Below are 23137 nucleotides of genomic sequence, written 5' to 3'. Positions count from 1 at the left end.
CCCCGCGAGGGGCTACCGTCGCCCCGCACGGCGCCGCCCCGCACGGCGCCGCCCCGGCGGCGCCCCCGCCGGGCGACGGCCGACGAGCAGGAGGAGGCGCGCATGACCCCCGCCGGTCCTCCCCGCCACGACCCGCTGCGGCCCGCGCGCCCGCCGGGGGACGACGCCGCGCAGGCCCCCCTCGACGTCTTCCTCTCCGGCCAGCTCTTCTTCGACATGGTCTTCACCGGCCTCGAGGCGGCGCCGGCGCCCGGCACCGAGGTGTGGACCACGGGCATGGGCTCGCTGCCCGGCGGCATCGCGAACCTGGCCGTGGCCACGAGCCGGCTGGGCCTGCGCACGGGCCTGGCCGCCGGCTTCGGCGACGACGTCTACGGGCGCTTCTGCTGGCAGGTGCTCCGCGAGCAGGAGGGCGTCGACCTCTCGCGCTCGCGCGTCTTCCCCGGCTGGCACTCGGCCGTCACCGTCTCGATGGCGCACGACGGCGACCGCAGCATGGTCACCCACGGGCACCCGCCGCCGGTGCCGCCGGCCGACCTCGTGGGCTCACCGCCGCCGCGCTCGCGCGCCGTCATCACCGAGCTCGCGCTGCCGCACGACGCGGACCCGGCCGCCGGCACGTCCGTCGGGGCCGCCGACGGCGCGGCCGACGCGCCGTGGTGGCTCGCGGCCCGCGACCAGGGCGCCGCCGTCTTCGCCGACGTCGGGTGGGACCCGAGCGGCGCGTGGGACCCGGCGGTGCTGGAGCGGCTGGGCAGCTGCCACGCGTTCCTGCCCAACGAGGTCGAGGCCATGGCCTACACCCGCACCCCGACCGCCGAGCGGGCGCTCGCCGCCCTGGCCGAGCGGGTGCCGCTCGCCGTCGTGACGTGCGGCGCCGACGGGGCGATGGCGGTCGACGCGACCACGGGGGAGTCCGCGCGCGTGCCGGGCGTCGCCGTCGAGGCCGTGGACCCGACGGGCGCCGGCGACGTCTTCGGCGCGTCCGTCGTCCTCGGCACGCTGGCGGGCTGGCCGCTGGAGGAGCGGCTCGCCTTCGCCGCGCTGTGCGCCTCCCTCGCCGTCCAGCAGTTCGGGGGCTCGCTCGCGGCGCCCGGCTGGGGCGACATCGCCGACTGGTGGGCCGCGACGACGACGCGGGCCCGCGCGGGGGACCCGCGGGGGGAGGAGCTCGAGCGGCGGTACGGCTTCCTCGTCGACCTGCTGCCGACCGACCCGGTGGGCGCCGTGCGGCGCGCGGAGGCCACCTTCGCGCTGGCGTCGGACCTCTGAGGCAGGCTCCCCCCACCGGCGTGTCGCAGCACGCGCGCCACGGCACCCAGCAGCAGCCACGACAGGAGGACCGGCGATGGCATCGACGAGGAGCGCGGCGGGGAGGGCGGTCGCCCGCGCCGTCGGGCTCGGGGCCGCCGCGGCCCTGGCGCTGACGGCGTGCGCCCCCGGGTCCGGCAGCGACGACGGCGGGACGCCGCCGCAGCCCACCGGACCGGTCTCGACCGACGTGGCGGACGCGGGCGACGTGACGCTGACGGTGTGGGACCAGGAGGTCCGCGGCGGGCAGGACGAGCAGATCACCCAGCTCAACGCCGCCTTCGAGGAGGCGTACCCGAACGTCACCGTCGAGCGGGTGTCGCAGTCCTTCGACGACCTCGCGACGACGCTGCGGCTGGCCCTCACCGGCGAGGACGCCCCCGACGTCGTCCAGACGAACAACGCCCGCGCGACCATGGGCCAGTTCGTCGCCGCCGGCCAGCTCGTGGCGCTCGACGCCTACGCCGACGCGTACGGGTGGCGCGACCGCTACCCCGAGAGCGTCCTGCAGTACTCGACCTACTCCGAGGACGGCACGGTCTTCGGCGAGGGCTCCCTCTACGGGCTGCCGCAGGTCGGCGAGGTCGTCGGCGTCTACTACAGCCGCAGCGCGCTCGACGAGCTCGGCCTCGAGGTCCCGCAGACGTGGGCCGACTTCGAGGCCGCCCTGCAGACCGCGGCCGACGCCGGGCGCACGCCGCTGCTCCTCGGCAACATCGAGGGCTGGCCCGCCGGGCACGTCTTCGGCGCCGTGCAGGGGGCGCATGTGGACCCGGCGCAGATCCGCGACCTCGGCCTCGGCAACGCGGGCGCCAGCTGGACGACCCCGGAGAACCTCGAGGCGCTCGGCCAGCTGCAGCAGTGGCAGGAGCAGGGCTGGTTCAACGAGGGCGTCAACGGCACCGACTACGACGCCGCGTGGCAGCAGCTGGCCGACGGGCAGGGCGTCTTCCTCGTCGCGGGGTCGTGGCTCGCGCCCGACCTGCAGGACGCCATGGGCGAGGACGCGGGCTTCTTCGCGCCGCCGCCCGCCGACGGCGGCGAGCTCGCCACCACCGGTGGCACCGGCATCCCCTTCTCCATCACGACGGCGGCCGAGGAGCCCGACGTCGCGGCCGCGTACATCGACTTCCTCACGAGCGACGACGCCATGCAGGTGCTGGCGGACACGGGCAACCTCCCCGTCGTCGACACGGCCTCCTACGCGCCGGAGAGCGGCCTGCTCGCCGACGTCTACACGGCCTTCGGCGACGTGAGCTCGCAGGGCGCGCTGCTGCCCTACCTCGACTACGCGACGCCGACCTTCGGCGAGACGCTCAACCAGACGCTGCAGGGGCTGCTGGCCGGCGAGCTCACCCCCGAGCAGGCGGCGGACGCGCTCGAGGCCGACTATGCCGACTTCACCTCCAGCGGCGGCTGAGGCCGCCGCCGCCCCGGCGAGCGCGGCGTCCGCCCCCGTGCGGGGGCGGGCGCCGCGGGGGCGGGCCACGCCGTACCTTTTCGTCGCCCCGGCGCTCGCCGTCTACGGCGCCTTCCTGCTCTACCCGCTGCTGCGGGCCGTGCAGTTCTCCTTCTACGACTTCGACGGGCTCACCGTCGGCACGCCGGTCGGCCTCGCGAACTACGCCGCCGTCCTCACCGACACGGGCCTGCGGGCGGCGTTCGGCCACGCGCTCGTCCTCGTCGTCTTCTTCTCGCTGCTGCCGCTGGCGGTCGGCCTCGTGCTCGCCGCGCTGCTCGTGCGGGCCCGCGTGCGGGGGCTGCCGCTCTTCCGCACCGTCGTCTTCCTGCCGCAGGTCATCGCGATGGTCGTCCTCGCCGTCGCGTGGCGGCGGATCTACGCGCCCGACGGCACGCTCAACGACCTCCTGCGCGCCGTCGGCCTCGACGCGCTGACGCGCACCTGGCTCGGCGACTACGCGACGGCGCTGCCCGCCGTCGGCCTCATCGGCACGTGGGTCTCCACCGGGCTCGTCACCGTGCTCCTCATGGCGGGCATGGCGCGGGTGCCGAAGGAGCTGTACGAGGCGGCCTCCCTCGACGGCGCGAGCCCGGCGCGCCAGCTGCGCGTGCTCACGCTGCCCGCGATCCGGCCCGAGATCGCCGTCGCGCTGACCCTGACGATCATCTCGGCGCTGAAGACCTTCGACCTCGTCTACGTCACCACCGGGGGCGGCCCGGGGACCTCGACGACGGTGCCGAGCTACGAGGTCTACCGCCGGGCGTTCGAGCTCGGCGAGGTCGGTGCGGCCGCCGCGGTCGGCGTCGTGCTCACCGTCCTCGTCTTCGCCGTCAACCTCGTCGTCAACCGCGTCGCGGACCGGCAGCGGTGAGCGCGGCGACGGCGGCCCGCCGGCGGGACGCAGCCCCCGAGGCCGGGCCGGCGCGGGGTCCCTCGCGCGGCTCGGCCGCGCACCGCGCCCTCAGCTACGTCGTCCTCGTCGGTTTCGCGCTGCTGGCCCTCGGCCCCGTCGTGACGGTGGTCGCCGAGGCGCTGAGCCCCGAGCGGGCCGCGGACGGCACGGGGCTGCGCCCGCAGAACTTCGCCGACGCCTGGGTGCAGGGCCGCTTCGGGGACTACATGGCGACGTCCGCCCTCGTGGCGCTCGTCGTCGTCGTGGCGGCGACGCTGCTGTCGATCATGAGCGGCTACGCCTTCGGCACCATGGAGTTCCGCGGCCGCGAGGTGCTCTTCTACCTCTTCCTGCTCGGGATCATGGTGCCGACCGAGGTCGTCGTCGTGCCGCTCTTCTTCGACCTGCGCACGCTCGGGCTCACCGACACCGTCTGGGGCATCGCCCTGCCGCAGGTCGCCCAGTCGGTCGCCTTCGGCACGTACTGGATGCGGGCGTACTTCCGGACGACGAACCGCTCGCTCATCGAGGCGGCGCGCCTCGACGGCGCCGGCCCCCACCGCGTGCTGTGGTCGGTGCTCGTGCCGATCGGGCGCCCAGCCATCACCACGCTCGTGCTGCTCGTCTTCATGTGGACGTGGAACGAGTTCCTCATCCCCCTGGTCATGGCCCCCGCCGGGCGGCTGAGGACGGCGCCGCTCGGCCTCGCGCTCTTCCAGGGCCAGTACACCCAGGGCACCTCGCTGCTCGCCGCGGGCGCGGTGCTCGTGGCGCTGCCCGTCGTCGTGGTCTACCTGGTGCTGCAGCGGCACTTCATCCGCGGGATGCTCGAGGGCGCCGTCCGAGAGTGAGGCGTCCCGGCGGCCGGGGGCTCGCCGGTGCGGGACTCGGCGGTGCGGGGGGCTCGGCGGTGAGGGACTCGGCGGTGCGGGGGGCTCGGCGGTGAGGGGCTTCAGTCAGCCCCGCGGGGCGGGCGAGCGTCGGCGGGCGACCGCCCGGTCCCCGGTCACGGCGGCGACCGCGAGGACGCCCAGCAGCGGCGCGACCAGCGCGACGCCCACGGCCGCCCCGCCCGCGCCGACCTCGGTGACGTCGAGGAAGGGGTAGGGGTACCAGCCCGTGACGGCGCCGTGGGCGAAGGTCCACACGAGCCAGACCACCGGGTAGACGAGCGCGCGCAGGGCGGCGCCGACGTCGGCGAGCCCCCGCGGGGTGGCGAGGAGCCAGCCGACGAGCGCCAGCGCGGGCACGACGTAGTGCAGGCCGGTGTCGAGCACGAGGTCGATCCCGGTGAGGCCCTGCTGGCGCAGCTCGACGTGGTAGATGACGCCGACGACGACGATGCACAGCGGCGCGCCCAGCCGCAGCGCCCGCCACCACGGGCCCGTCCGGTCGGGCCGGGCCGCCACGAGCAGCCCGAGGACGGCGACGAGGGCGTTGGTGTCGATGGTGAAGTAGCTGAGCGAGCGCACGACGCGGGCCCCCACCTCGGGGGCGCCCGACGTCGCCGCGAGCGCCACCTGCAGCACCACGCAGACCGCCGCGACCGCCCCCGTCAGGCCCCACCACGCGCGCTGCCCCTCGTCGCTCACGGGCGCGACGCTACGGGGGCGCGGGGCCGCGGGCGTGGCGACGGGCGGGTCCGGGCGTCCGGCCGGGCCGTCGGAGCAGGCCCAGGCTCCACGCGCGTAGGGATCCTCGCGCGAGGGGACTGCAGGACGGGCGTGGTCGTGCCGATGACGGAGGGGTCGCCGGCGGCACCCGCCGCCCGGCCCGCTCCGCCACCAGCCCTCCCCAGCCCCCTGAAGGACCCGCCATGACCAGCAGCACCCTCCACGTCGTCCGCACCGCCCGGGTGCCCGCCCAGCGCGCCGCCGCGCCCGTGCAGCGCTCCTGCTACCTGCCGCACTGCGGCGCCCCGGCCGAGCTGCGCGTCGTCGTCAGCGGCATGGACTGGTACCGCTGCACCGGCTGCGGCGTCGAGTACCCCGAGATCGCCTACAGCCAGCGCCCCGCCGGGGCCTGAGGCCCCCAGGGCGAGTCGTCGCCTGCTCGCCCTGGGAGGGACGTCGTCGGGGGCGAGTCGTCGCCTGCTCGCCCGGTCAGCCCGGGTTGACGACCCCCGCGTCCCCTCCGCCGCGCCGCACCGTCTCGGCGGCGGCCTCGAAGCGCCCGTCGGGAAGCACCCGCACCGCCGTCGCCGCGCCGATCTCCGAGGACGTCGACAGCGCGTGGCCGCGCGCCCGCAGCGCCTCGCCGAGCGGTCCGTCGGCGACGACCGGTTCGACCGTCGTCGTCGCGCCGTTGCGCGAGGAGACGCGCGGCGCCGCGATCGCGTCGACGAGGGGCAGGCCGCGGTCGACGTACCCCGTGAGCACCTGCGCGACCGTCGTGATGATCGTCGAGCCGCCCGGGGAGCCGAGGCCGCCGACCGCGACGCCGTCCTGGAGGACGACCGTCGGCGCCATCGACGAGCGGGGCCGCTTGCCCGGGCCCGGCAGGTTCGGGTCGGGCACCCCCGGCGTCGTCGGCGCGAACGAGAAGTCGGTCAGCTCGTTGTTCAGCAGGAAGCCGTAGCCCGGCACCGTGATGCCCGAGCCGCCGGTCTGCTCGATGGTCAGCGTGTAGGCGACGACGTCTCCGCTCGCGTCGGCGACGGTGAGGTGCGTCGTCCCGTGGTCGTCGCGCGGGGCCTCCTGGACGCCGGCCGCCGCGTCGCAGGTCGCGTAGTCGCCGTCCGGCGAGCCGAAGGGGATGGGCCGGGCCGCGGCGACGTCGGGGTCGAAGAGCCCGCAGGCGCGCTCGTCGGCGAAGCCCTGGGAGACGAGCTCCTCGACCGGGACGCCCGGCACGTCGCCGACGTAGCGGTTGCGGTCGGCGAAGGCCGTCGCCGTGGCCTCCGCGAAGCGGTGCAGGTAGGCGTCCTCGGGCACGACGGCGAGCTGCTCGCCCGTGAGGTCGTCGTAGGCCTCGAGGAGGTTGAGCGCCTCGGCGACCGTCGTGCCGCCCGAGGACGGCACGGGCATGCCGACCACCTCCAGGCCGCGGTAGTCCGAGCGCACCGGCTCCGGCTCGAGCACCTCGTAGGCCGCCAGGTCGGCGGCGGTGATCTGCCCGGGGAAGACCTCGACGCCCGGGGCGGTGCGCGGGTACCGGGCGGCGCGGACGACGGCGCGCCCCATGCGGCCGTCGTAGAGGGTGTGCGTGCCGCGGCGGCTGATCTCGTCGTAGGCGCGGGCGAGGCCGGGGTTGCGGAAGACGTCGCCCGGCTCGGGCACCGCACCGCCCGGCAGGAAGACCTGCGCGGTGGCCGGGAAGAGGGAGAAGCGCTCTGCGTTGGCAGCGGTCTGCTCGCTGAAGGTCTCGTCGACGACGAAGCCCCGGCGGGCGAGGTCGCGCGCCGGGGCGAGCAGCTCGGCCAGGGGCCGGGTGCCCTCCGTCTCCGCGAGGCGCTCCCACAGCGCGGCGGTGCCGGGCACCCCGACGGACAGGCCCGAGCTGACGACGTCGCGGAAGGGCAGCGGCGCCCCGTCGTCCCCGCGCAAGACGTCCTCGGTGAAGGTCGTGGGCGCCGTCTCGCGGCTGTCGTAGGCGGTGACGTCACCCGTCTCGGCGTCGTAGTGCACGAGGAAGCCGCCCCCGCCGATGCCGGCGGAGTAGGGCTCGGTGACGCCGAGGGCCGCCGCCGTCGCCACGGCCGCGTCGACGGCCGTGCCGCCGTCGGCGAGCACGTCGAGGCCGATCTGCGTGGCGTAGGGGTCGACCGAGCTCACGGCGCCCCCGGTGCCGGTCGCCACCGGGGCGCGCGGCGGCAGGGGGAGCGGTGCGCCGCCCCGGCCGCCCGGGCGCTCGGCCGACGCGGGGGCCGCGCCGACGAGGCCGGCGACCAGCGCGCCCGCGAGGCCGACGGCGAGGGCCGAGCGGCGCGGACGTCCCCGGCGGGCGGTGGGAGCGGCGGCTGACGAGGTGCGGTCCACGGCGGTCCTCCGAGGGTCGGTTCACCCGCTCGGGTGAGGCGGCCGACGGTAGGGGCGTGGACGCACCTGGACAAGAGGTGCGGAGGGGGTGGGAGGTGAGGCCGTCGAGGCCCTTCTCGCGGGGCGTCCTCAGCGGAAGCGCCGTCCTTCGTCGCGCCGGTAGGCGCGGACGGCCAGGACGGCGGTGAGCAGCGTCCACACGGCGAGCACGGGCCAGGTCGTGCCCGGCAGGTCGGCGCCCGTCGTCGCGCTGACGACGAGGTCGCGGCCCGCCCGCGTCGGCAGCCACGTGCTGACGGCGTCCAGCCAGCCGGGGAACATCTCCGGCGGCAGGAAGAGCCCGCCGCCGAACGCCAGCGGCAGCAGCAGCACCTGCGCGACGGCGAGGGCCGCCTTCGTCGACATGCCGTAGCCGATCCACAGCCCGAGCCCGAGCATCGGCAGGGCCGCGACCGCGAGGGCGCCGGCCGTGAGCACCAGGCGGTCCGCGGGCAGCGCGGCGGCGGTCAGCAGCCACGCCACGACGACGAGCGGCACGAGGCTGACGAGCGCGAACGCCAGCCCGTTGAGCAGGCGCCCCGCCAGCCGCGGGCCCGCGCCCACCGGCAGGGTCCGCAGGTAGGAGTCCCACGGCAGGGCCCGGTCCTCGGCCACGCCGACGCCGTAGGTGAACAGGCACACGCTCATGACGGCGAAGAGCGAGATCTGCGCCGTCGCCGCCGTCGCCTGCGCGGGGTCGTCGGCGAAGGGCTGCGGGACGACGAAGAAGAGCATCGTCAGCGTCGGGAACACCACCGTGCCGATGACGGCGATGGGCACCCGGACCGTCTCGAGGAGCTGGGCGCGGGTGTGCAGCGCCGTCAGGCGCAGGCCGCCGGTGCGGCCCCCGCGGGCGGGGGTGACCTCGCTCGCCGTCGCCGTCGTGGGAGTGCTGATCATCGCGCCACCTCGGGGGTGCTCGTCTCGGGGGCTCCCGTCTCGGGGGTGCGGGTCCGGGAGGTGCTCGTCGAGGTCCGCCTCCCCGCCGGGTGCTCGGCGTCGGCGGCGGCCGTCACCGCGAGGAAGGCCTCCTCGAGCGAGGCGGAGGCCACCTCGAGGTCGGCGAAGGGCGCCCCGGAGCGGACGAGCCGGCGGACGAGCGCGTCGGCGTCGCTCGTCCACAGCTCGTGCCGGTCGCCGTCGATGAGCGCGCGGTCGGCGCCGAGGTCCGGCAGCGCCGCGGCGCGCACGCGCACCCGGCGGGCCGGCACGGCCGAGCGGACCTCCTCGAGCGAGCCGTCGACGAGCACGCGGCCGCGGTCGACGACGACGACGCGCTCGGCCAGGGCCTCCACCTCCTCGAGGTAGTGGCTCGTCAGCACGACCGTCCCGCCGCCGCGGTGGTAGGCGCGCACGGCGTCCCACAGGTCGTGACGGGCGTCGACGTCCAGGCCCGTCGTGGGCTCGTCGAGGAGCACGAGGCGCGGGCGGCCGACGAAGGCCAGCGCCACGGCCAGCCGCCGCTTCTGCCCGCCCGACAGGCCCCCGGTCTGCCGGCGGGCGAGGTCGCCGAGGCCGAAGCGCTCGAGCACCTCCGCCGTGGGCACCGGGTCGGGGAAGTGGCCGGCGACGACGTCGACGACCTCGCGCACGCGCAGCGTCGGCGGCAGGCCGGTCTCCTGGGGCGTCATCCCGAGACCGGCCCGCGCCGCGGGCTCCCAGGGCGGGCGGCCGAAGAGCTCGACGACGCCGGACGTCGGCCGGCGCAGGCCGCTCACGAGCTGCAGGAGGGTCGACTTGCCGGCCCCGTTGGGGCCGAGGAGCCCGAGCAGCTGCCCGGCGGGGACGGCGAGCGTGACGCCGTCCAGCGCCGTCACGTCGCCGTAGCGGCGGGTCGCCCCGGCGAGGCGGACCAGCGGGGCGCTCACGCGGCGCCCTCGGACCGGCCGGCCGCCGCACGGGCGGTGACGGGCTCGAGGAGGGCGCGCAGGGCGGCCGTGTGGTCCTCCAGCGCCTGGCGGCCGCGGCGGGTCAGCTGCACGTACGTCGTCGGGGTGCGGCCGCGGTGGGTCTTCTCGACGGCGACGTAGCCGGCGTCCTCGAGCTTGCGCAGGTGGGCTCCGAGGTTGCCCGCGGTGAGCCCCTGCAGCTGCTGCAGCCGGGGGAAGGCGATGCGGTCGCCGTCGTCGAGCGCCGCGAGGGCGGCCACGAGGCGCAGCCGCGCCGGGGCGTGGATGACCGGGTCGAGGTCGGGCTGGGGGTCGCTCACGCCGGCGCCCCGGCGCGGGGGCCGCGGGCCGCGACGACGAGCGCGGCGACGAGGAAGCCGCCCCCGCCCAGCAGGCCCATGACGAGGTGGTTGCTCGGGTAGCCGGCGAGCGCCCCGACGGCGCTCGACAGCAGGATCCAGACGCCGAGCGAGTACTGGGCGCGGTCCTGCCACATGGCCCCGCCGCCCAGGTAGAGCAGGCCGACGACGAGCCCGGACACGGCGGGGCCGAGGACCCCGAGGACGTCGGGCGACGCGCCGGCGCCGGCGGCCGACGCCATGACGGAGGCCATGCAGCCGAAGCCGAGCAGCCACGCCCACCCGTACATGGCGCCCTGCGTGCTCGAGGCGCCGCGCACCCCGGCCGTGCGGCGGGCGATGTGGACGCCCGTGACGACGACGGCGGCCACGAGCAGGCCCGTGAACACCGCGCCGCCCGCGACCGGCGGCAGCGCGAGCGGGCCCCGCCCCGTCGTCGAGCTCCACAGCACGAGGAAGCCCACGAGCCAGGCGACGCCCCAGGTGCCGTAGAGCAGCCGGAGGTCGGGGACCAGCCGCTGCTGCGTCCTCGTGCGCTCGGCGTCGAGGAGGGCGAGCGCCTCCCGCGGGTCGAGGCCCGCGTCGTCCTGGTCGTGCTGCGTCGTCGTGCCCATCGGGGACCCCCAGAGTGGTCTGCGGTGCAGAGCAGGTGGCCACTTTGTAGCGCAGAGCGGTCTGCGGCCGCAAGGCTCTGGGGCGCCCAGCGTCGCCCCACGGCGACGTGTGGCCATGTCGCCCCTCCCGCGAGCCCTCGCAGGGCGACATGGCCACACAAGGCCCTGCCGGGGAGGTGGGTGGGGCGACATGGCCACACATCGCCCTGGGGGTGGGTGGGGAGGGCGACATGGCCACACATCGCCCCGGAGGGGCGTGGGTGCGTCGGGTCAGCCGAAGAGGTCGAGCTGGTCCTCGCCCGGCTCCTTGCGGGCGCGGGCGAGGCCGCGGGCGCCGAGGGGCTCGCGCGGCGGGGGCGGGGCCGCGGGCGCCGGGCGCGAGACGCCCCGAGGGTCGCTGCGGGCGGCGGTGCCCTCGGGCGCCCCGGCGGCGGTGTCCTCGGGCGCCCCGGCGCCGTCGTCCGGCGGCCCGTCGGGCAGCGGCGCCTCGTCGACCCACGACGGCAGGGGGGACCACCGGTCGGCGGGCGGGGCGCCGCCGACGAGCGCCCAGAGCGACGGGCCGAGGCGGACGTCGCGCGCCCCGAGCGCGGCCTGCACCCGGGCGACGTCGAGGGGCAGGCGCAGCGCGTCGAGGTCGGGCAGGGCGAGGTCGTCGCGCATCGCCATGAGCCGCTGGTTGCGGGCGACGTTGGCCCGCGCCTCGGGTGCGCGCAGCCGGGCCACGACGCCCGGGCCGACGACGTCCCGCACCTCGGCCTCGCGGCCGTCGTCGAGCGCGGCGTAGACGTCGTCGACGCTCTCGAAGGCGGCGAGCAGGCGGGCGGCCGTCTTCGGGCCGATACCGAGTGCGCCGGGGAGGTTGTCCGAGGTGTCGCCGCGCAGGGCCGCCAGGCAGCGGTACTGGCCGGCGCGCACGCCGGTGACGAGCGGCAGCGTCCGCGGGGTGAGGACCGGCGAGCCCCCGATCCCGCCGTTGAGCACCCGCAGCACCGACGTCGAGGCGTCGACGAGGGCGAAGGAGTCGCGGTCGCTCGTCACGGCCGTGCACCGCCAGCCGCTGCGCCGGGCGAGCTCGGCCGCCGAGCACAGGACGTCGTCGGCCTCGAACCCCTCGGCGACGACGACGGGCAGCCCGGCCTCGGCGAGCAGCGCCGGGGCGTCGTCGAGCTGGGCGCGCAGGTCGGGGTGCTTCTCGGGGCGGTGCGCCTTGTACGCCGGATGCTCGGCGCGGCGCACCGACGTCCGCGCGCAGTCGAAGCCGACCACGAGCGCGTCCGGCGTGAGGCGGGCCGCGGCGCTCGCGATGAGCGAGACGACGCCCCGCAGCGCCCAGACCGGTCGGCCGGCGGCGTCGCGGTGCTGGCCCGCGGCGTGGGCGTGGTGCGCGCGGTGCAGGAGGCTGTTGCCGTCGACGGCGAGCAGGAGCGGGGCGTCGGGCGCGACGCCCTCGGCCGTCTCCTCCTCCGCCGCGCCATCGTGCTGCGCGCCGAGCAGGCCCGCCGCCCGCAGCGCCGCGACGCCGTCCTCGACGCCGTCCGGGGCACCGGGGTCGGCGTCGGGGCGGACGACGGACGGGGCGCTCACCCCTCCACTGTGCCTCCTCGCCGCGCCGTCGCGGCACCGCCCCGCCGTCGCGGGCCGGTCAGCGCACGTGCTCGCGCAGGAAGGCCGTGGCGCGCCCCCACGCCAGCGCGGCCGCGTCGGCGTCGTAGGCGGGGCCGGTGTCGTTGACGAAGGCGTGCTGCGCCTCGTAGACGTGCAGCTCGACGGGGACGTCGAGCCGATCGCGCAGGTCGTCGAAGACCCGCCCGACGACGTCGAGGTCGATGCGGTCCTCCCGCGCGTAGTGGCCCTGCACGGCGGCGCGCACGCCCGACCAGTCGGTGCCCTCGGGGTCGGGCAGCCCGTAGAAGGGCGTCACCGCCCCGACGCGCTCGCCCTGCTGGGCGGCCAGCGTCAGCGCGAAGGACCCGCCCATGCAGAAGCCCGCGACGCCGACCGTGCTGCTGGTCACGGCCTCGTGGCCCAGGAGCAGGTCGACCGCCCCGGCGAGGTCCCGGGCCGCCCGGTCGACGGGCAGCTCCTGCATGAGGCGCATCGCCTCCTCGCCGTCGTGCGTCGTGCGCCCGCCGTAGAGGTCGGGCGCCAGGGCGACGAACCCCTCGGTGGCGAAGCGGCGCACGAGGTCGGCGATGTGCTCGGTGAGGCCCCACCACTCCTGCACGACGACGAGGCCCGGGCCGCGGCCCGACGGCGGCAGCTCGAGGTAGCCGTGCCCCTCCTCGCCGCCGGGGCGGGGGAAGGTCGTGTTCTGCGGGGCCGCGCCGGGGTCGCTCATGCCCGCACGCTAGATCGACCACGAGGGCGCCGGCCACGAGGCCGCCGACCACCGATGCACGGTCGTCGAGACGCGAGCCCGCCGGGTGGGACGCCGACGGGGAGGACCAGGTCCCGCGGACGAGCGGCCGCGGCCCCCTGACCTGCGGTGACGCTCCGTGCGGTGCGGTTCGTCCTCCCCGCCGGGAGCGCGGTGCCCTCAGCGTCGGCGCGACCGGCGCAGGTCGGCCAGCGCGGGGACGCCGCTCACCAGCCCGACGCCGACGAGGACCACGCCCGCCAGGGAGGGACGCCCGTCGGCCCTGGCGATCACGACCAGCGCCACGAGCCCGGCGGCCAGCGCGCCCGCCGCGAGGGCGAGCCGCCGCTGCGGCGACGGCGGCCGCGGGCGTCCGGTCGGCGGGGGCGGGCTCACGGGCAGCAGCCCAGCACGGGCCGCGCACCCCGTCGCGACGACGTGCTGCCACGACCGGGGGAGGCGGGCGGCACGCCCTGGCCGCCGCCCGGGGGCGCGCCTACTGTGCCGGGCACGGGGGGCCGCGACGGCGCGGTCCCGGGACCCGGGAGCACACCCATGCAGGGCTTCGCCACGCTGTCCGTCGCCACCATCCTCGCCGAGTCCGCGGTCCGGCACGCCGACCGCACGGCCGTCGTCGTGGGCGACCAGCGGATCACCTACCGCGAGCTCTGGGACCAGACGCGCGCCGTCGCCGGCGCCCTGCGCGCCAAGGGCGTCGGCCCGGGGACGCGGGTGGCGCTGCTGCTGCCCAACGTCGCCGACTTCCCGCGGGCCTACTACGCCGTCCTGGCGCTGGGCGGCGTCGTCGTGCCCGTGCACGCCCTGCTCCAGGGGCCGGAGATCCAGTACGTCCTCGAGGACAGCGAGGCCTCGCTGCTCGTGTGCGCCGCCCCCCTCATGGCCCAGGGCCTGCGCGGCGCGCGCGCCGCCGGGGTCGACGTCGTCACCGTCCTGGCGCCGGCCGAGCTGGCCGCCGAGCACGGCGTCGAGCGGCTCGAGGAGCTGGCCGCGGCGGCGGAGCCGATCACCGCCGTCGAGCCGCGCCGGCCCGACGACACCGCGACGATCCTCTACACGAGCGGCACCACCGGCCGTCCCAAGGGCGCCGAGGGCTGCCACCTGTCGCTGGTGTCGCAGGTGGAGACCTCGCTGCTCGACACCTTCCGCATGGGCGTGGACGACGTCGTCCTCGGGTGCCTGCCGCTGTTCCACACCTTCGGGCAGACCTGCGCCATGAACATCACCTTCCGCGCGGGCGCGACGCTCGTCCTCGTGCCGAAGTTCGACGGGGCGACGGCGCTGTCGCTCATGGTCGAGCACGGCTGCACCGTCGTCATGGGCGTGCCGACCATGTACATGGCGTTCCTCGAGGCCGCGGCCAAGGACGAGCGCCGGCCCCCGCTGGCCTACGGCGTCTCGGGGGGCGCGGCCATCCCGGTGGCGGTCATCGACCGGTTCCGCGACGTCTTCGGCGTGGAGATCCACGAGGGGTACGGGCTCACCGAGACCTCGCCCGTCGCGACGTTCAACCCCGTGGGCCGCCCGCCGCGCCCCGGCACGGTGGGCGTGCCGATCTGGGGCGTCGAGGTCGAGGTCGCCCGCCACGACGTGCCCGACCGGGTCGAGCTGCTGCCGCGCGGGGAGATGGGCGAGCTCGTCGTCCGCGGGCACAACCTCATGAAGGGCTACCTCGGGCGGCCGGACGACACCGCGGCCGCCGTCGTCGACGGCTGGTTCCGCACGGGCGACCTCGGCACCAAGGACGAGGACGACTACGTGACGATCGTCGACCGCACCAAGGACATGATCCTGCGCAACGGCTACAACGTGTACCCGCGCGAGGTCGAGGAGGTGCTCGCCGCGCACCCCGACGTCGCCCGGGTGGCGGTGTTCGGCGTCGCCGACGAGCGGCACGGCGAGGAGGTCGCGGCCGCCGTCGTCCTCGTCGAGGGCGCGACGACGACGGCCGACGCGCTGCGCGAGTACGCCGCCGACCAGATCGCGGCGTACAAGTACCCGCGCCGCATCGAGGTGGTCGACGACCTGCCCCTCGGCCCGAGCGGCAAGGTCCTCAAGCGCGAGCTCGTCGCCCGGTACGGCGCGCCCGCCGGCCCGGCCGAGACCCGGGACGCCACCCCGGCGACCTGAGCCCGCCTCTCCAGCGCACCTCGTCGTCACATCGCCGTCTACCAGGCCTCCTCGACGGCACCCCGTCGTCGATGTGCCCCCCTCACGGTGTCTCGACGGCACGTCGTCGTCAGAGTGCCGGAGGGGCGCCCTCAGGACGGCGATGTGCCGACGAGGTGCGCGCAGGGGCTCCCCGGGACGGCGACGGGCCGACCGGGTGGGGGAGTGGCCCGTGGTCGGGGAATGCCCGCGCGTGCGTCACACTTGTGCCTGACGGAGGAGCGGGCGCCCTGGGCGCCCGGACGGGGCCGACGCAGGTCGAGCAGCGCAGGTGAGCCCGCGACGAGCGGGCAGGAGCACGTGACAACCGCTGGCGATCTCCACAGGGTCCACGGCCGACAGGTCCCCTCCGCAGCAGCCACCGAGTCCGGCTGCGACCTGCCGACAGGCGCGACGCCGCGCCGACCCCACCGCGAGGAGACCCCTGCCGTGACCGCCCCTGCCCTCGACCGCGAGACCGCGGACGCCGAGGACCGCACCACCGACCTCGAGACCGACACCGACACGGGTTCGCCCCGCGCCGACGTCCCCGCCCAGGGCCGCGGCGAGGACGCCCCTGCGGCGGCGGCCGACCGCGCGGACGACGCCGCTTCCGAGGACGACGTCGACGAGCCCGCCGGCCCGACCTTCGCCGACCTCGGCCTGCGCGCCGAGGTGCTGCGCGCCCTCGACGGCCTCGGCTACGAGGAGCCCACGCCCATCCAGGCGGAGTCGATCCGCCCCCTCCTCGCCGGCCACGACCTGCTCGGCCAGGCCGCCACGGGCACCGGCAAGACGGCCGCCTTCGCGCTTCCGCTGCTGGAGAAGGTCCCCGTCGGCGGCGGGCGCCGCCCTGTCGGCCTCGTCCTCGTGCCCACCCGCGAGCTCGCGCTCCAGGTCTCCGAGGCCATCAGCACCTACGGCAAGCAGCTGGGCGCCCGCGTCCTCGCCGTCTACGGCGGCACGCCGATCGGCCGCCAGCTGCGCGAGCTCGAGCGGGGCGTCGACGTCGTCGTCGCGACGCCGGGCCGTGCGCTCGACCACATCGGCCGCGGCACCCTGCCGCTGGCCCACCTGCAGACCGTCGTCCTCGACGAGGCCGACGAGATGCTCGACATGGGCTTCGCCGAGGACATCGAGGAGATCCTCTCGGCGGCCCCGGCGGAGCGTCAGACCGTGCTCTTCTCCGCCACGATGCCGCCGCGCATCGACCGGATCGCCCGCCAGCACCTGCGCGAGCCCGTCCGCATCCGGATCGCGAGGAAGCGCGCGGCCGAGGGCGAGGCGCCGCTCGTGCGCCAGACGGCGTACGTCGTCGGCCGCCCGCACAAGGTCGCGGCCCTCGGCCGCATCCTCGACCTCGAGCAGCCGACGGCGGCCATCGTCTTCTGCCGCACGCGCGAGGAGGTCGACACGATCACCGAGCGGCTCGGCGCCCGCGGCTACCGCGCCGAGGCGCTGCACGGCGGCATGGGCCAGGAGCAGCGCGACAAGGTGGTCTCCCGGCTCCGCGCCGGCGCCGCCCAGCTCCTCATCGCCACCGACGTGGCCGCGCGCGGCCTCGACGTCGAGCAGCTGAGCCACGTCGTCAACTTCGACGTGCCGTCGGCACCCGAGTCCTACGTGCACCGCATCGGGCGCGTCGGCCGCGCCGGACGCGAGGGCGTCGCCCTGACGCTCGCCGAGCCGCGCGAGCGTCGTCAGCTCTCGGTCATCGAGCGCGTCAGCGGCGCGCCGATCGCGGTGGCGCCGCTGCCGACCGTCGCCGACCTGAAGGCGCACCGCCTGCAGGAGACGCGTCGCTCGGTCGCGGAGGTGCTCGACGGAGACCGCAGCGGGCTCGAGGAGGTCCGCGGGGTCCTCGACGCGCTCATGGAGCACCACAGCGCCGAGGAGGTCGCGCTCGCGGCCCTCCAGCTGGCGCACGCCGCCCAGGGCGCGGTGGACGACCAGGAGATCCCGGCGCCCGACCTGCGCCCCCGCGCCGGTCGCGACAGCGGCCCCCGCGGCCGGGACGGGCGCGACAGCCGGGGCCCCGCGGCCCGTGGCGGCCGCTCCGGCCCCCGCAGCGGCCCGTCGGCCGGCAACGCCCGCCTCTTCGTCGGCGTCGGCCGCGCGGCCGGCGTCCGCCCCGGCGACCTCGTGGGCGCCATCGCCAACGAGTCGCCCGTGAGCGGCCGCGACATCGGCGCCATCGAGATCACCGAGCGCTTCTCGCTCGTCGAGGTGCCCGAGTTCGCCGCCGACGACGTCGTGGCGGCGCTGCGCGGCAGCACGATCAAGGGCCGCAAGGCCATGGTGCGCCGCGACCGGGACCAGCCCGGCCGCTGACCCGCTCCCCACGAGGGCCCCGTCGACGACGTCGGCGGGGCCCTCGTACGTCCCCTCCCCGGCGAAGGGGCGTCACCTCCGCGCCGGGAGAGACCCTGGGGGTGAGGGAGGCGTCACCTTCGCGTCGTGGGGGGCCCGGGGGGTGGAGGAGGCGTCAGCTTCGCGTCGTGGCAGCCCCGGGAGGTGGAGGAGGCGTCGCCTCCGCGTGGTGCGCCGCGTCAGGCGCCGCGGACGGCGTGCGTCCGGCCGCCGCCCGCGGCGGCGCCGGGGCGGTCGTCGAGGAGGCCGCGGCGCTGCGCGAGCATCTCGAAGACGACCGTCCCGAAGGGCGGGAGCGCCGCGCCCAGCGCGAGGAGGCCGACCCACCAGCGCCACCGCTGCACCCCCCACGTCAGGAGCGCGACGGCGCCGTAGAGCAGGAAGGCGCCGCCGTGGAGGGCGCCGAAGACCTCGATGCCGTGACGGCTCCCGTCGAGCAGGTAGTGCCATCCCATGGAGGCGAGGAGCCCGGCCCACGTCAGCGCCTCGACCACCGCCAGCACGCGGAAGGCCGTGCGGATGCGGGCGCGGGCGGCGGGCGACGACGGGGGCGCGGGGATCGCGGGCACCTCCCCATCGTCCCAGCGCCCGCGCCCGACCCGGCGCGCACCCCGGCGCCCTCCCTCCGGATGGTGGCCACGGGCACGGACCGCGACGCTGGGACGGTGACCGAGCACCCCGCCGCCGCGCCGGGCGGCCCCGCCGCCGCACCGGCCGCCGAGGCCTCCCGGGCCACCGAGCCGGACCCCGACGCCGGCGGTGGGGCGGGCGTCCCGGCGGCCGGGCGCCGCCCGGGCCTGCCGGGCCTGCCGGGCGGAGCGCGTCGCGCGGTCGCCCGGGCCGTGCCGGAGGTCGTCGCCCGTCCCCCGGGCGGCGCGGTGCGCGGGGTGCGGCGCAGCACGCCGCACGGCGCGGCCGACTCCTGGCGCGGCGTCCCCTACGCCCGCCCGCCCGTGGGCGAGCACCGCTTCGCCGCGTCCGTCCCCCACGAGCCGTGGACGGGCGTGCGCGACGCCACGGCGCCCGGCCCGGCGTGCGCGCAGCGGGTGCCCGTGGTGCCCGCCCCGCTCGGGCTCGTGCTCGGCACCACCGGTCGGCGCACCGAGGACTGCCTCACGGTCGACGTCCACGCCCCCGCGGGCGCGGCGGAGGACGGACGGCGCCGTCCCGTCCTCGTCTGGGTCCACGGCGGCGCCTTCTCCAGCGGGAGCGCCGGGGAGTACGACGGCTCCCACCTCGCGGCCCGGGGCGACGTCGTCGTCGTGTGCGTCAACTACCGCCTGGGGATGCTGGGCTTCGCCGACCTGGCCGACGTCGTCGCCCGGCCCGGCCCGGGCCGCCGGGGCGTCGACCCGGAGCGCGTCCCCAGCAACGTCGGTCTGCGCGACCAGGTGCTGGCGCTCGAGTGGGTGCGCGACGCCGTCGATGCCTTCGGCGGCGACCCGGCGCGCGTCACCCTGGCGGGGGAGTCCGCCGGGTCGGCGTCGGTCGCCCTGCTCATGACGAGCCCCGCCGCGCGGGGCCTGTTCGCCGGGGCGATCTGCCAGAGCGGCGCGCTGTCCATCGCCACCGACCGCGAGGACGCCACGCGGCTGGCGCGGGAGCTGTGCGCCCAGCTCGGCGTCAGCCGCGAGGAGCCCGAGGGGCTCTGGCGGGCGTCGACGCGGGAGGTGCTGCGGGCCGCGGCGGCCGTCTCGGCCACGCGCCCGGAGGGCCTCGCCACCCGTCCCTGGTTCGACGGCGACCTCCTGCCGGCGAGCCTCACGGCCGCGCACGCCACGTCGACGCCGCCCGTCCCGCTCCTGTCGGGCAGCAACCGCGACGAGCACACGCTCTTCCGGCGCTTCGCCCGCGACGTCCTCCCCGAGACGCGGGCCCGCCTGGCGCAGGCGCTGGACGCGGCCGCGGGTCCCGAGGAGACCGACCGCATCCTCAGCGCCTACCCGCGCGACGAGCGGGGCCTCACCGACCTGGGCTCCCACCTGCTCTTCACCGTCCCGGGCATCCACCACAGCGAGGCGCACGCCCGCACGAGCCCGACGTGGCGCTACCGCGTCGACTGGGGGCCCGCCGCCTTCGGTCTCGGGGCCACGCACGGCGTCGAGCTGTACCTGCTGTGGCCGTACGCGCCCGTGCGCCGGGCCCTGCAGCGCCTCGACCGCGACGGGCGCGTGGCCGACCTCGCCGACCGCGTCCAGCGGCACTGGCTCCACTTCGTCCGCCACGGCGAGCCCGACTCGGCCGTGGGCCCGTGGCCGCGCTACGACGCCGAGCGGCGCTCCACGCTCGTCCTCGACCTGGAGGACCGCGTCGTCGACGACCCCGAGGGCGAGCAGCGCGCCGTCTGGGGCGGGCGGGACGTGCTCGTGCACTGACGTCGGCGGGGGTCCGCCCTGTCCGCACCTCCTGCTCGGCCCGCACCTCCTGCTCGGCCCGCACCTCCTGCTCGGCCCGCACCTCCTGCTCGGCCCGCGCCTCCCGCTCGGGACGCGCCGTCGGCGTCCGCGCCCCGTACCCTGGCCGGATGCCCGCCGCTGCGCGGGCTGGTGTGCCGGGAAGTCTGGTCGGCGTCCCGTGCCGTCGACCCCAGGGAGACCCCGTGAACCCGCCCTCCGGCGCCGACCCGCGCGACCTCCGGGAGCGCGAGGGCGCGCCGACGTCGCCCTCCGGCGAGCAGTCGCCGCAGAGCCCGACCGACCTCGGTGCGCACGAGCTGCCCGCGCACGCGCGCGGGCTCTCCGACCTCCTCTCGGGCGAGCGGCTCGGCGGCGTCCTCCTGCTCGTCGGCGCCGCCGTCGGGCTCGTCTGGGCGAACTCGCCCTGGCGGGAGACCTACGCCGGGCTGTCCGAGACCGTCGTCGGGCCGGCGTCCCTCCACCTCGACCTGTCGCTGTCGACGTGGGCGGCGGACGGCCTGCTGGCGGTGTTCTTCTTCGTCGTCGGGCTCGAGCTCAAGCGGGAGATCGTCGCCGGCTCGCTGCGCGACCCGCGCACCGCGGCGGTGCCGGCCATCGCCGCCGTCGGCGGCATGGCCCTGCCGGCCCTCGTGTTCGTCGTCGTCCTGCTCACCACCGGGTCCGAGGGCCTGCAGGGCTGGGCGGTGCCGACGGCCACCGACATCGCCTTCGCGGTGGCCGTGCTCGCGGTGGTCGGCAAGGGGCTGCCCGTCGGGCTGCGCACCTTCCTGCTCACCCTCGCCGTCGTCGACGACCTGCTCGCCATCACGATCATCGCCGTCTTCTACACGGCCGACCTCGCCGTCGTGTGGCTGCTCGCGGCCGTGCCCGCCGTCGTCGTCTTCGCGCTGCTGTCCCGCGTGCGACCGGGCGGGCAGGGCCTGCGCGCCCTCCTCGTGGTCGCCATGCTCGTCGCCGCCGCCGTGGCGTGGGTCTTCGTCCACGAGTCCGGCGTCCACGCCACCGTCGCGGGCGTCGTCCTCGGCTTCTCGGTACCCGCGCTGGCGCGGCGCGGCGAGGACCTCTCCGTCGCCGAGCGCTACGAGCACGCCGTCCGGCCCTTCTCCGCGGCCTTCGCCCTGCCGGTCTTCGCCTTCTTCGCCGCGGGCGTCTCCGTCGTCGACGCCGGCGGCCTCGGCGCGGTGCTGGGCCAGCCGATCGCGATCGCCGTGGTCCTCGGCCTGGTGCTCGGCAAGGTGCTGGGCGTGCTGGGCCTCACGGCGCTGGTCATGCGGCTCACGCCGCTGCAGCTGCCGGAGGGCCTGCGCACGCCGGACCTGCTCGGCGTCGCCTTCCTCGCGGGCATCGGCTTCACGGTGTCGCTGCTCATCACCGAGCTCGCCTTCGAGCCCGGCGAGGTGCGGGACGGCGCCCGGCTGGCCGTCCTCGTCGGCTCCCTCGTCTCGGCGCTCGCCGCCTCGGCCGTGCTGACCCTGCAGAAGCGCGCGGTCGCCCGCACCGGGTCGCCGAGCCCGGCGGCCGCCCGCGCGTCGTCGTGAGCCGCTCCGCCCGCGGGGCGCGGTGACGAGCCCCGCGGGCCCCGGCGGGGCCGGTCCGGGCCGTCGTCCGTGGGAGGACGCCGGGTCCCTGGCCCCGCTCTACGACGCCGTCGACTGGGCCGCCGGGCCGCTCGGCCCGCCGGAGGACTGGGACGGGACGCTCCGCGGCGCCCTCGCCCTGGCCCTGACGACCCGGTTCCCCGTCACGCTTCTGTGGGGCCCGGAGCACGTGCTCGTCTACAACGCGGCGTACGCGGAGATCATCGAGGACAAGCACCCCGACGCCCTCGGCCGGCGGTGCGCCGACGTCTTCCCCGAGGCGTGGCCGGTCATCGGCCCGATGCTGGCGGACGTCATGGCCGGCGGGGGGCCGACGTGGACCGAGGACGTCCGCATGCCCCTGGTCCGGCGCGGGGGCCGCTCGGAGGAGTGCTACTTCACGTTCTCCTACTCGCCCGTCGCGACCCCGGACGGGCGCGTCGCCGGCGTCCTCGACATCACGGCCGAGACGACCCGGCAGGTCGTCGACCGCCGGCGCCTGGCGCTGCTCGCCCAGCTCACCGACCGGCTCTCGGACCTCGAGGACGCCGAGGGCCTGCCCGCCGCGGCCCTGCCGGTGCTCCGCAGCGCGCGCCACGACCTGGTCGACCCGGCGCTGCTCGGCCCGGACGACGGCCTGGCGCCCCTCGACCGCGACCTCGTCGTGGAGGAGGTCGGCGAGGGGTCGGCCCGGCGCCACCGCGTGCTGGTGCGGCTGCCGGGCGTGCTGCCGCGGGCGCAGCGACCGGTGCTCGTCGCCGGCGTCGACCCCGAGGTGCCCGTGGACCGGGTGCTGCTGGAGTTCCTCGTGCTCGTCGCCGGCGTGCTCGGCACCGCCCTCGAGCGCGCCCGGGCGCACGCCGTCGAGCGCGCCTCCGGCCAGCTGGCGCGCTCGATGTCGGAGGCCCTCCAGCGCGACCTCCTCACCCCGCTGCCGCAGCCAGACCACGTCCAGCTCGCGGCGCGCTACCAGCCCGCGGCGTCCGAGCTGGCGGTCGGCGGCGACTGGTACGACGCCTTCACCACGGCCGACGGCGGCACGTCCTTCGTCGTCGGGGACGTCAGCGGCCACGACGCGGGCGCGGCCGTCGCCATGGCGCAGGTGCGCAACGTGCTGCGCGGGGTCGGGCACGCGCTCGGCGAGCCGCCGGCCGCCGTCCTCGACGCGCTGGACCGGGCGATGCGCGACCTCGCCGTCGGGGCCCTCGCCACGGCCGTCCTCGCTCGGCTCGAGGACGACGAGCACGCCGACGAGGGGAGGGGCGGGCACCGCGTCCGCTGGGCCAACGCGGGGCACCTGCCGCCCGTCCTCGTGCACCCCGACGGGCGGGTCGAGCTCCTGCAGCGGCGCAGCGACCTGCTCCTCGGCCTGTCGACCGGCGCCGCGCGCCGAGACCACGACGTCGCGCTGCCCCCCGGTGCCACCTTCCTGCTCGTCACCGACGGGCTCGTGGAGCGCCGCGGGGCGCACCTGTCCGAGGGGCTCGCGTGGCTGCGCGGCACGGTCGAGCGCCTCGCGCGGGCGGGCGCGACCGTGGAGGAGCTCCTCGACGGGCTGCTCGCCGAGGTGGGGCCGGACGTGGAGGACGACGTCGCCCTCCTGGCCGTCCGCGCCCACCCGCGCGACCGGCCGCGCCCGCCCGAGGCGGGTCCCGAGGTCGGTCCGGACGAGCTGCTGCGGGGCGAGGTCGGTCGGCCGTAGACG

General features: G+C 77.3%; 20 protein-coding genes. 10 read left to right on the top strand and 10 right to left on the bottom strand.

The annotated features are described in order from the left end of the window. Positions 1 to 102 precede the first annotated feature (102 nt). The 4 genes from Q0789_RS03360 to Q0789_RS03345 all read left to right on the top strand — a co-directional run bounded on the left by Q0789_RS03360 (position 103) and on the right by Q0789_RS03345 (position 4516). A complete protein-coding gene (locus Q0789_RS03360) occupies positions 103 to 1272 on the top strand; it encodes a PfkB family carbohydrate kinase (protein ID WP_298802106.1) in 1170 nt (389 codons plus the stop codon). A gap of 76 nt (positions 1273 to 1348) precedes the next feature. After that, positions 1349 to 2731, top strand: coding sequence for an extracellular solute-binding protein (locus Q0789_RS03355; protein ID WP_298802103.1), 1383 nt, complete (start codon positions 1349 to 1351; stop codon positions 2729 to 2731). 37 nt (positions 2732 to 2768) lie between these two features. Continuing rightward, the gene (locus Q0789_RS03350; protein ID WP_298802101.1) at positions 2769 to 3644 is read left to right on the top strand and encodes a carbohydrate ABC transporter permease; all 876 of its coding nucleotides are present in this window, start codon (positions 2769 to 2771) and stop codon (positions 3642 to 3644) included. A 119-nt stretch (positions 3645 to 3763) separates the two neighbouring features. After that, positions 3764 to 4516 carry a carbohydrate ABC transporter permease gene (locus tag Q0789_RS03345; RefSeq protein ID WP_366917626.1) on the top strand — a complete coding sequence of 251 codons (753 nt, stop codon included), beginning with the start codon at positions 3764 to 3766 and terminating at the stop codon, positions 4514 to 4516. Positions 4517 to 4621: 105 nt separating this feature from the next. Here the strand turns inward: Q0789_RS03345 and Q0789_RS03340 are convergent, their stop codons facing one another. Then, the gene (locus Q0789_RS03340) at positions 4622 to 5257 is read right to left on the bottom strand and encodes a Pr6Pr family membrane protein (protein ID WP_298802097.1); all 636 of its coding nucleotides are present in this window, start codon (positions 5255 to 5257) and stop codon (positions 4622 to 4624) included. A gap of 224 nt (positions 5258 to 5481) precedes the next feature. Here Q0789_RS03340 and Q0789_RS03335 point away from each other — a divergent pair, with 224 nt between their 5' ends. Then, on the top strand, positions 5482 to 5691 hold the full coding sequence (locus Q0789_RS03335) for a hypothetical protein (RefSeq protein WP_298802095.1): 210 nt from the start codon (positions 5482 to 5484) through the stop codon (positions 5689 to 5691). Positions 5692 to 5767: 76 nt separating this feature from the next. Here Q0789_RS03335 and ggt read toward each other — a convergent pair whose 3' ends face one another. The 8 genes from ggt to Q0789_RS03295 form a co-directional block, all read right to left on the bottom strand. Further along, positions 5768 to 7462: a gamma-glutamyltransferase gene (gene ggt / locus Q0789_RS03330; RefSeq protein ID WP_366917625.1), complete on the bottom strand. Its 1695-nt coding sequence runs from the start codon at positions 7460 to 7462 to the stop codon at positions 5768 to 5770. Positions 7463 to 7771: 309 nt separating this feature from the next. Next, positions 7772 to 8581: an ABC transporter permease gene (locus Q0789_RS03325; RefSeq protein ID WP_298802091.1), complete on the bottom strand. Its 810-nt coding sequence runs from the start codon at positions 8579 to 8581 to the stop codon at positions 7772 to 7774. After that, positions 8578 to 9549, bottom strand: coding sequence for an ABC transporter ATP-binding protein (locus tag Q0789_RS03320; protein ID WP_298802089.1), 972 nt, complete (start codon positions 9547 to 9549; stop codon positions 8578 to 8580). The genes Q0789_RS03325 and Q0789_RS03320 overlap by 4 nt, the downstream gene beginning before the upstream one ends. Further along, positions 9546 to 9890, bottom strand: a complete 345-nt coding sequence (locus Q0789_RS03315) for a transcriptional regulator (RefSeq protein ID WP_298802087.1) — start codon at positions 9888 to 9890, stop codon at positions 9546 to 9548. The genes Q0789_RS03320 and Q0789_RS03315 overlap by 4 nt, the downstream gene beginning before the upstream one ends. Then, a complete protein-coding gene (locus Q0789_RS03310; protein WP_298802085.1) occupies positions 9887 to 10543 on the bottom strand; it encodes a hypothetical protein in 657 nt (218 codons plus the stop codon). Before Q0789_RS03310 ends, Q0789_RS03315 begins: the two co-directional genes overlap by 4 nt. Before the next feature lie 270 nt (positions 10544 to 10813). Beyond that, positions 10814 to 12130 (bottom strand): 5'-3' exonuclease H3TH domain-containing protein, encoded by a 1317-nt coding sequence (locus Q0789_RS03305; protein ID WP_298802083.1) that lies wholly within the window; start codon positions 12128 to 12130, stop codon positions 10814 to 10816. A gap of 58 nt (positions 12131 to 12188) precedes the next feature. Continuing rightward, the gene (locus Q0789_RS03300) at positions 12189 to 12884 is read right to left on the bottom strand and encodes a dienelactone hydrolase family protein (protein ID WP_298802081.1); all 696 of its coding nucleotides are present in this window, start codon (positions 12882 to 12884) and stop codon (positions 12189 to 12191) included. A 198-nt stretch (positions 12885 to 13082) separates the two neighbouring features. Beyond that, positions 13083 to 13298, bottom strand: a complete 216-nt coding sequence (locus Q0789_RS03295) for a hypothetical protein (RefSeq protein ID WP_298802079.1) — start codon at positions 13296 to 13298, stop codon at positions 13083 to 13085. A 159-nt stretch (positions 13299 to 13457) separates the two neighbouring features. Here Q0789_RS03295 and Q0789_RS03290 point away from each other — a divergent pair, with 159 nt between their 5' ends. After that, positions 13458 to 15050 (top strand): long-chain fatty acid--CoA ligase, encoded by a 1593-nt coding sequence (locus tag Q0789_RS03290; protein WP_298802077.1) that lies wholly within the window; start codon positions 13458 to 13460, stop codon positions 15048 to 15050. Between the two features lie 693 nt (positions 15051 to 15743). After that, positions 15744 to 17399, top strand: a complete 1656-nt coding sequence (locus tag Q0789_RS03285) for a DEAD/DEAH box helicase (protein WP_366917624.1) — start codon at positions 15744 to 15746, stop codon at positions 17397 to 17399. 218 nt (positions 17400 to 17617) lie between these two features. Here the strand turns inward: Q0789_RS03285 and Q0789_RS03280 are convergent, their stop codons facing one another. After that, positions 17618 to 18007, bottom strand: coding sequence for a DUF3817 domain-containing protein (locus tag Q0789_RS03280; protein WP_298802073.1), 390 nt, complete (start codon positions 18005 to 18007; stop codon positions 17618 to 17620). Between the two features lie 96 nt (positions 18008 to 18103). Between Q0789_RS03280 and Q0789_RS03275 the strand changes: the two genes are divergently transcribed. The 3 genes from Q0789_RS03275 (at position 18104) to Q0789_RS03265 (ending at position 23134) form a co-directional block, all read left to right on the top strand. Next, entirely contained in the window at positions 18104 to 19813 is a 1710-nt protein-coding gene (locus tag Q0789_RS03275; protein WP_298802071.1) for a carboxylesterase family protein, read from the top strand. 224 nt (positions 19814 to 20037) lie between these two features. Then, entirely contained in the window at positions 20038 to 21393 is a 1356-nt protein-coding gene (gene nhaA / locus Q0789_RS03270; protein WP_298802069.1) for a Na+/H+ antiporter NhaA, read from the top strand. A gap of 22 nt (positions 21394 to 21415) precedes the next feature. Then, positions 21416 to 23134: a SpoIIE family protein phosphatase gene (locus Q0789_RS03265; RefSeq protein WP_298802067.1), complete on the top strand. Its 1719-nt coding sequence runs from the start codon at positions 21416 to 21418 to the stop codon at positions 23132 to 23134. Positions 23135 to 23137: the final 3 nt, after the last annotated feature.

This window comes from uncultured Pseudokineococcus sp., from assembly GCF_947499845.1.
Classification (GTDB): Bacteria; Actinomycetota; Actinomycetes; order Actinomycetales; family Quadrisphaeraceae; genus Pseudokineococcus.
The sequence above is the reverse complement of the archived record's forward strand: the minus strand, read 5'-3'. Positions and strand labels throughout refer to the sequence as shown.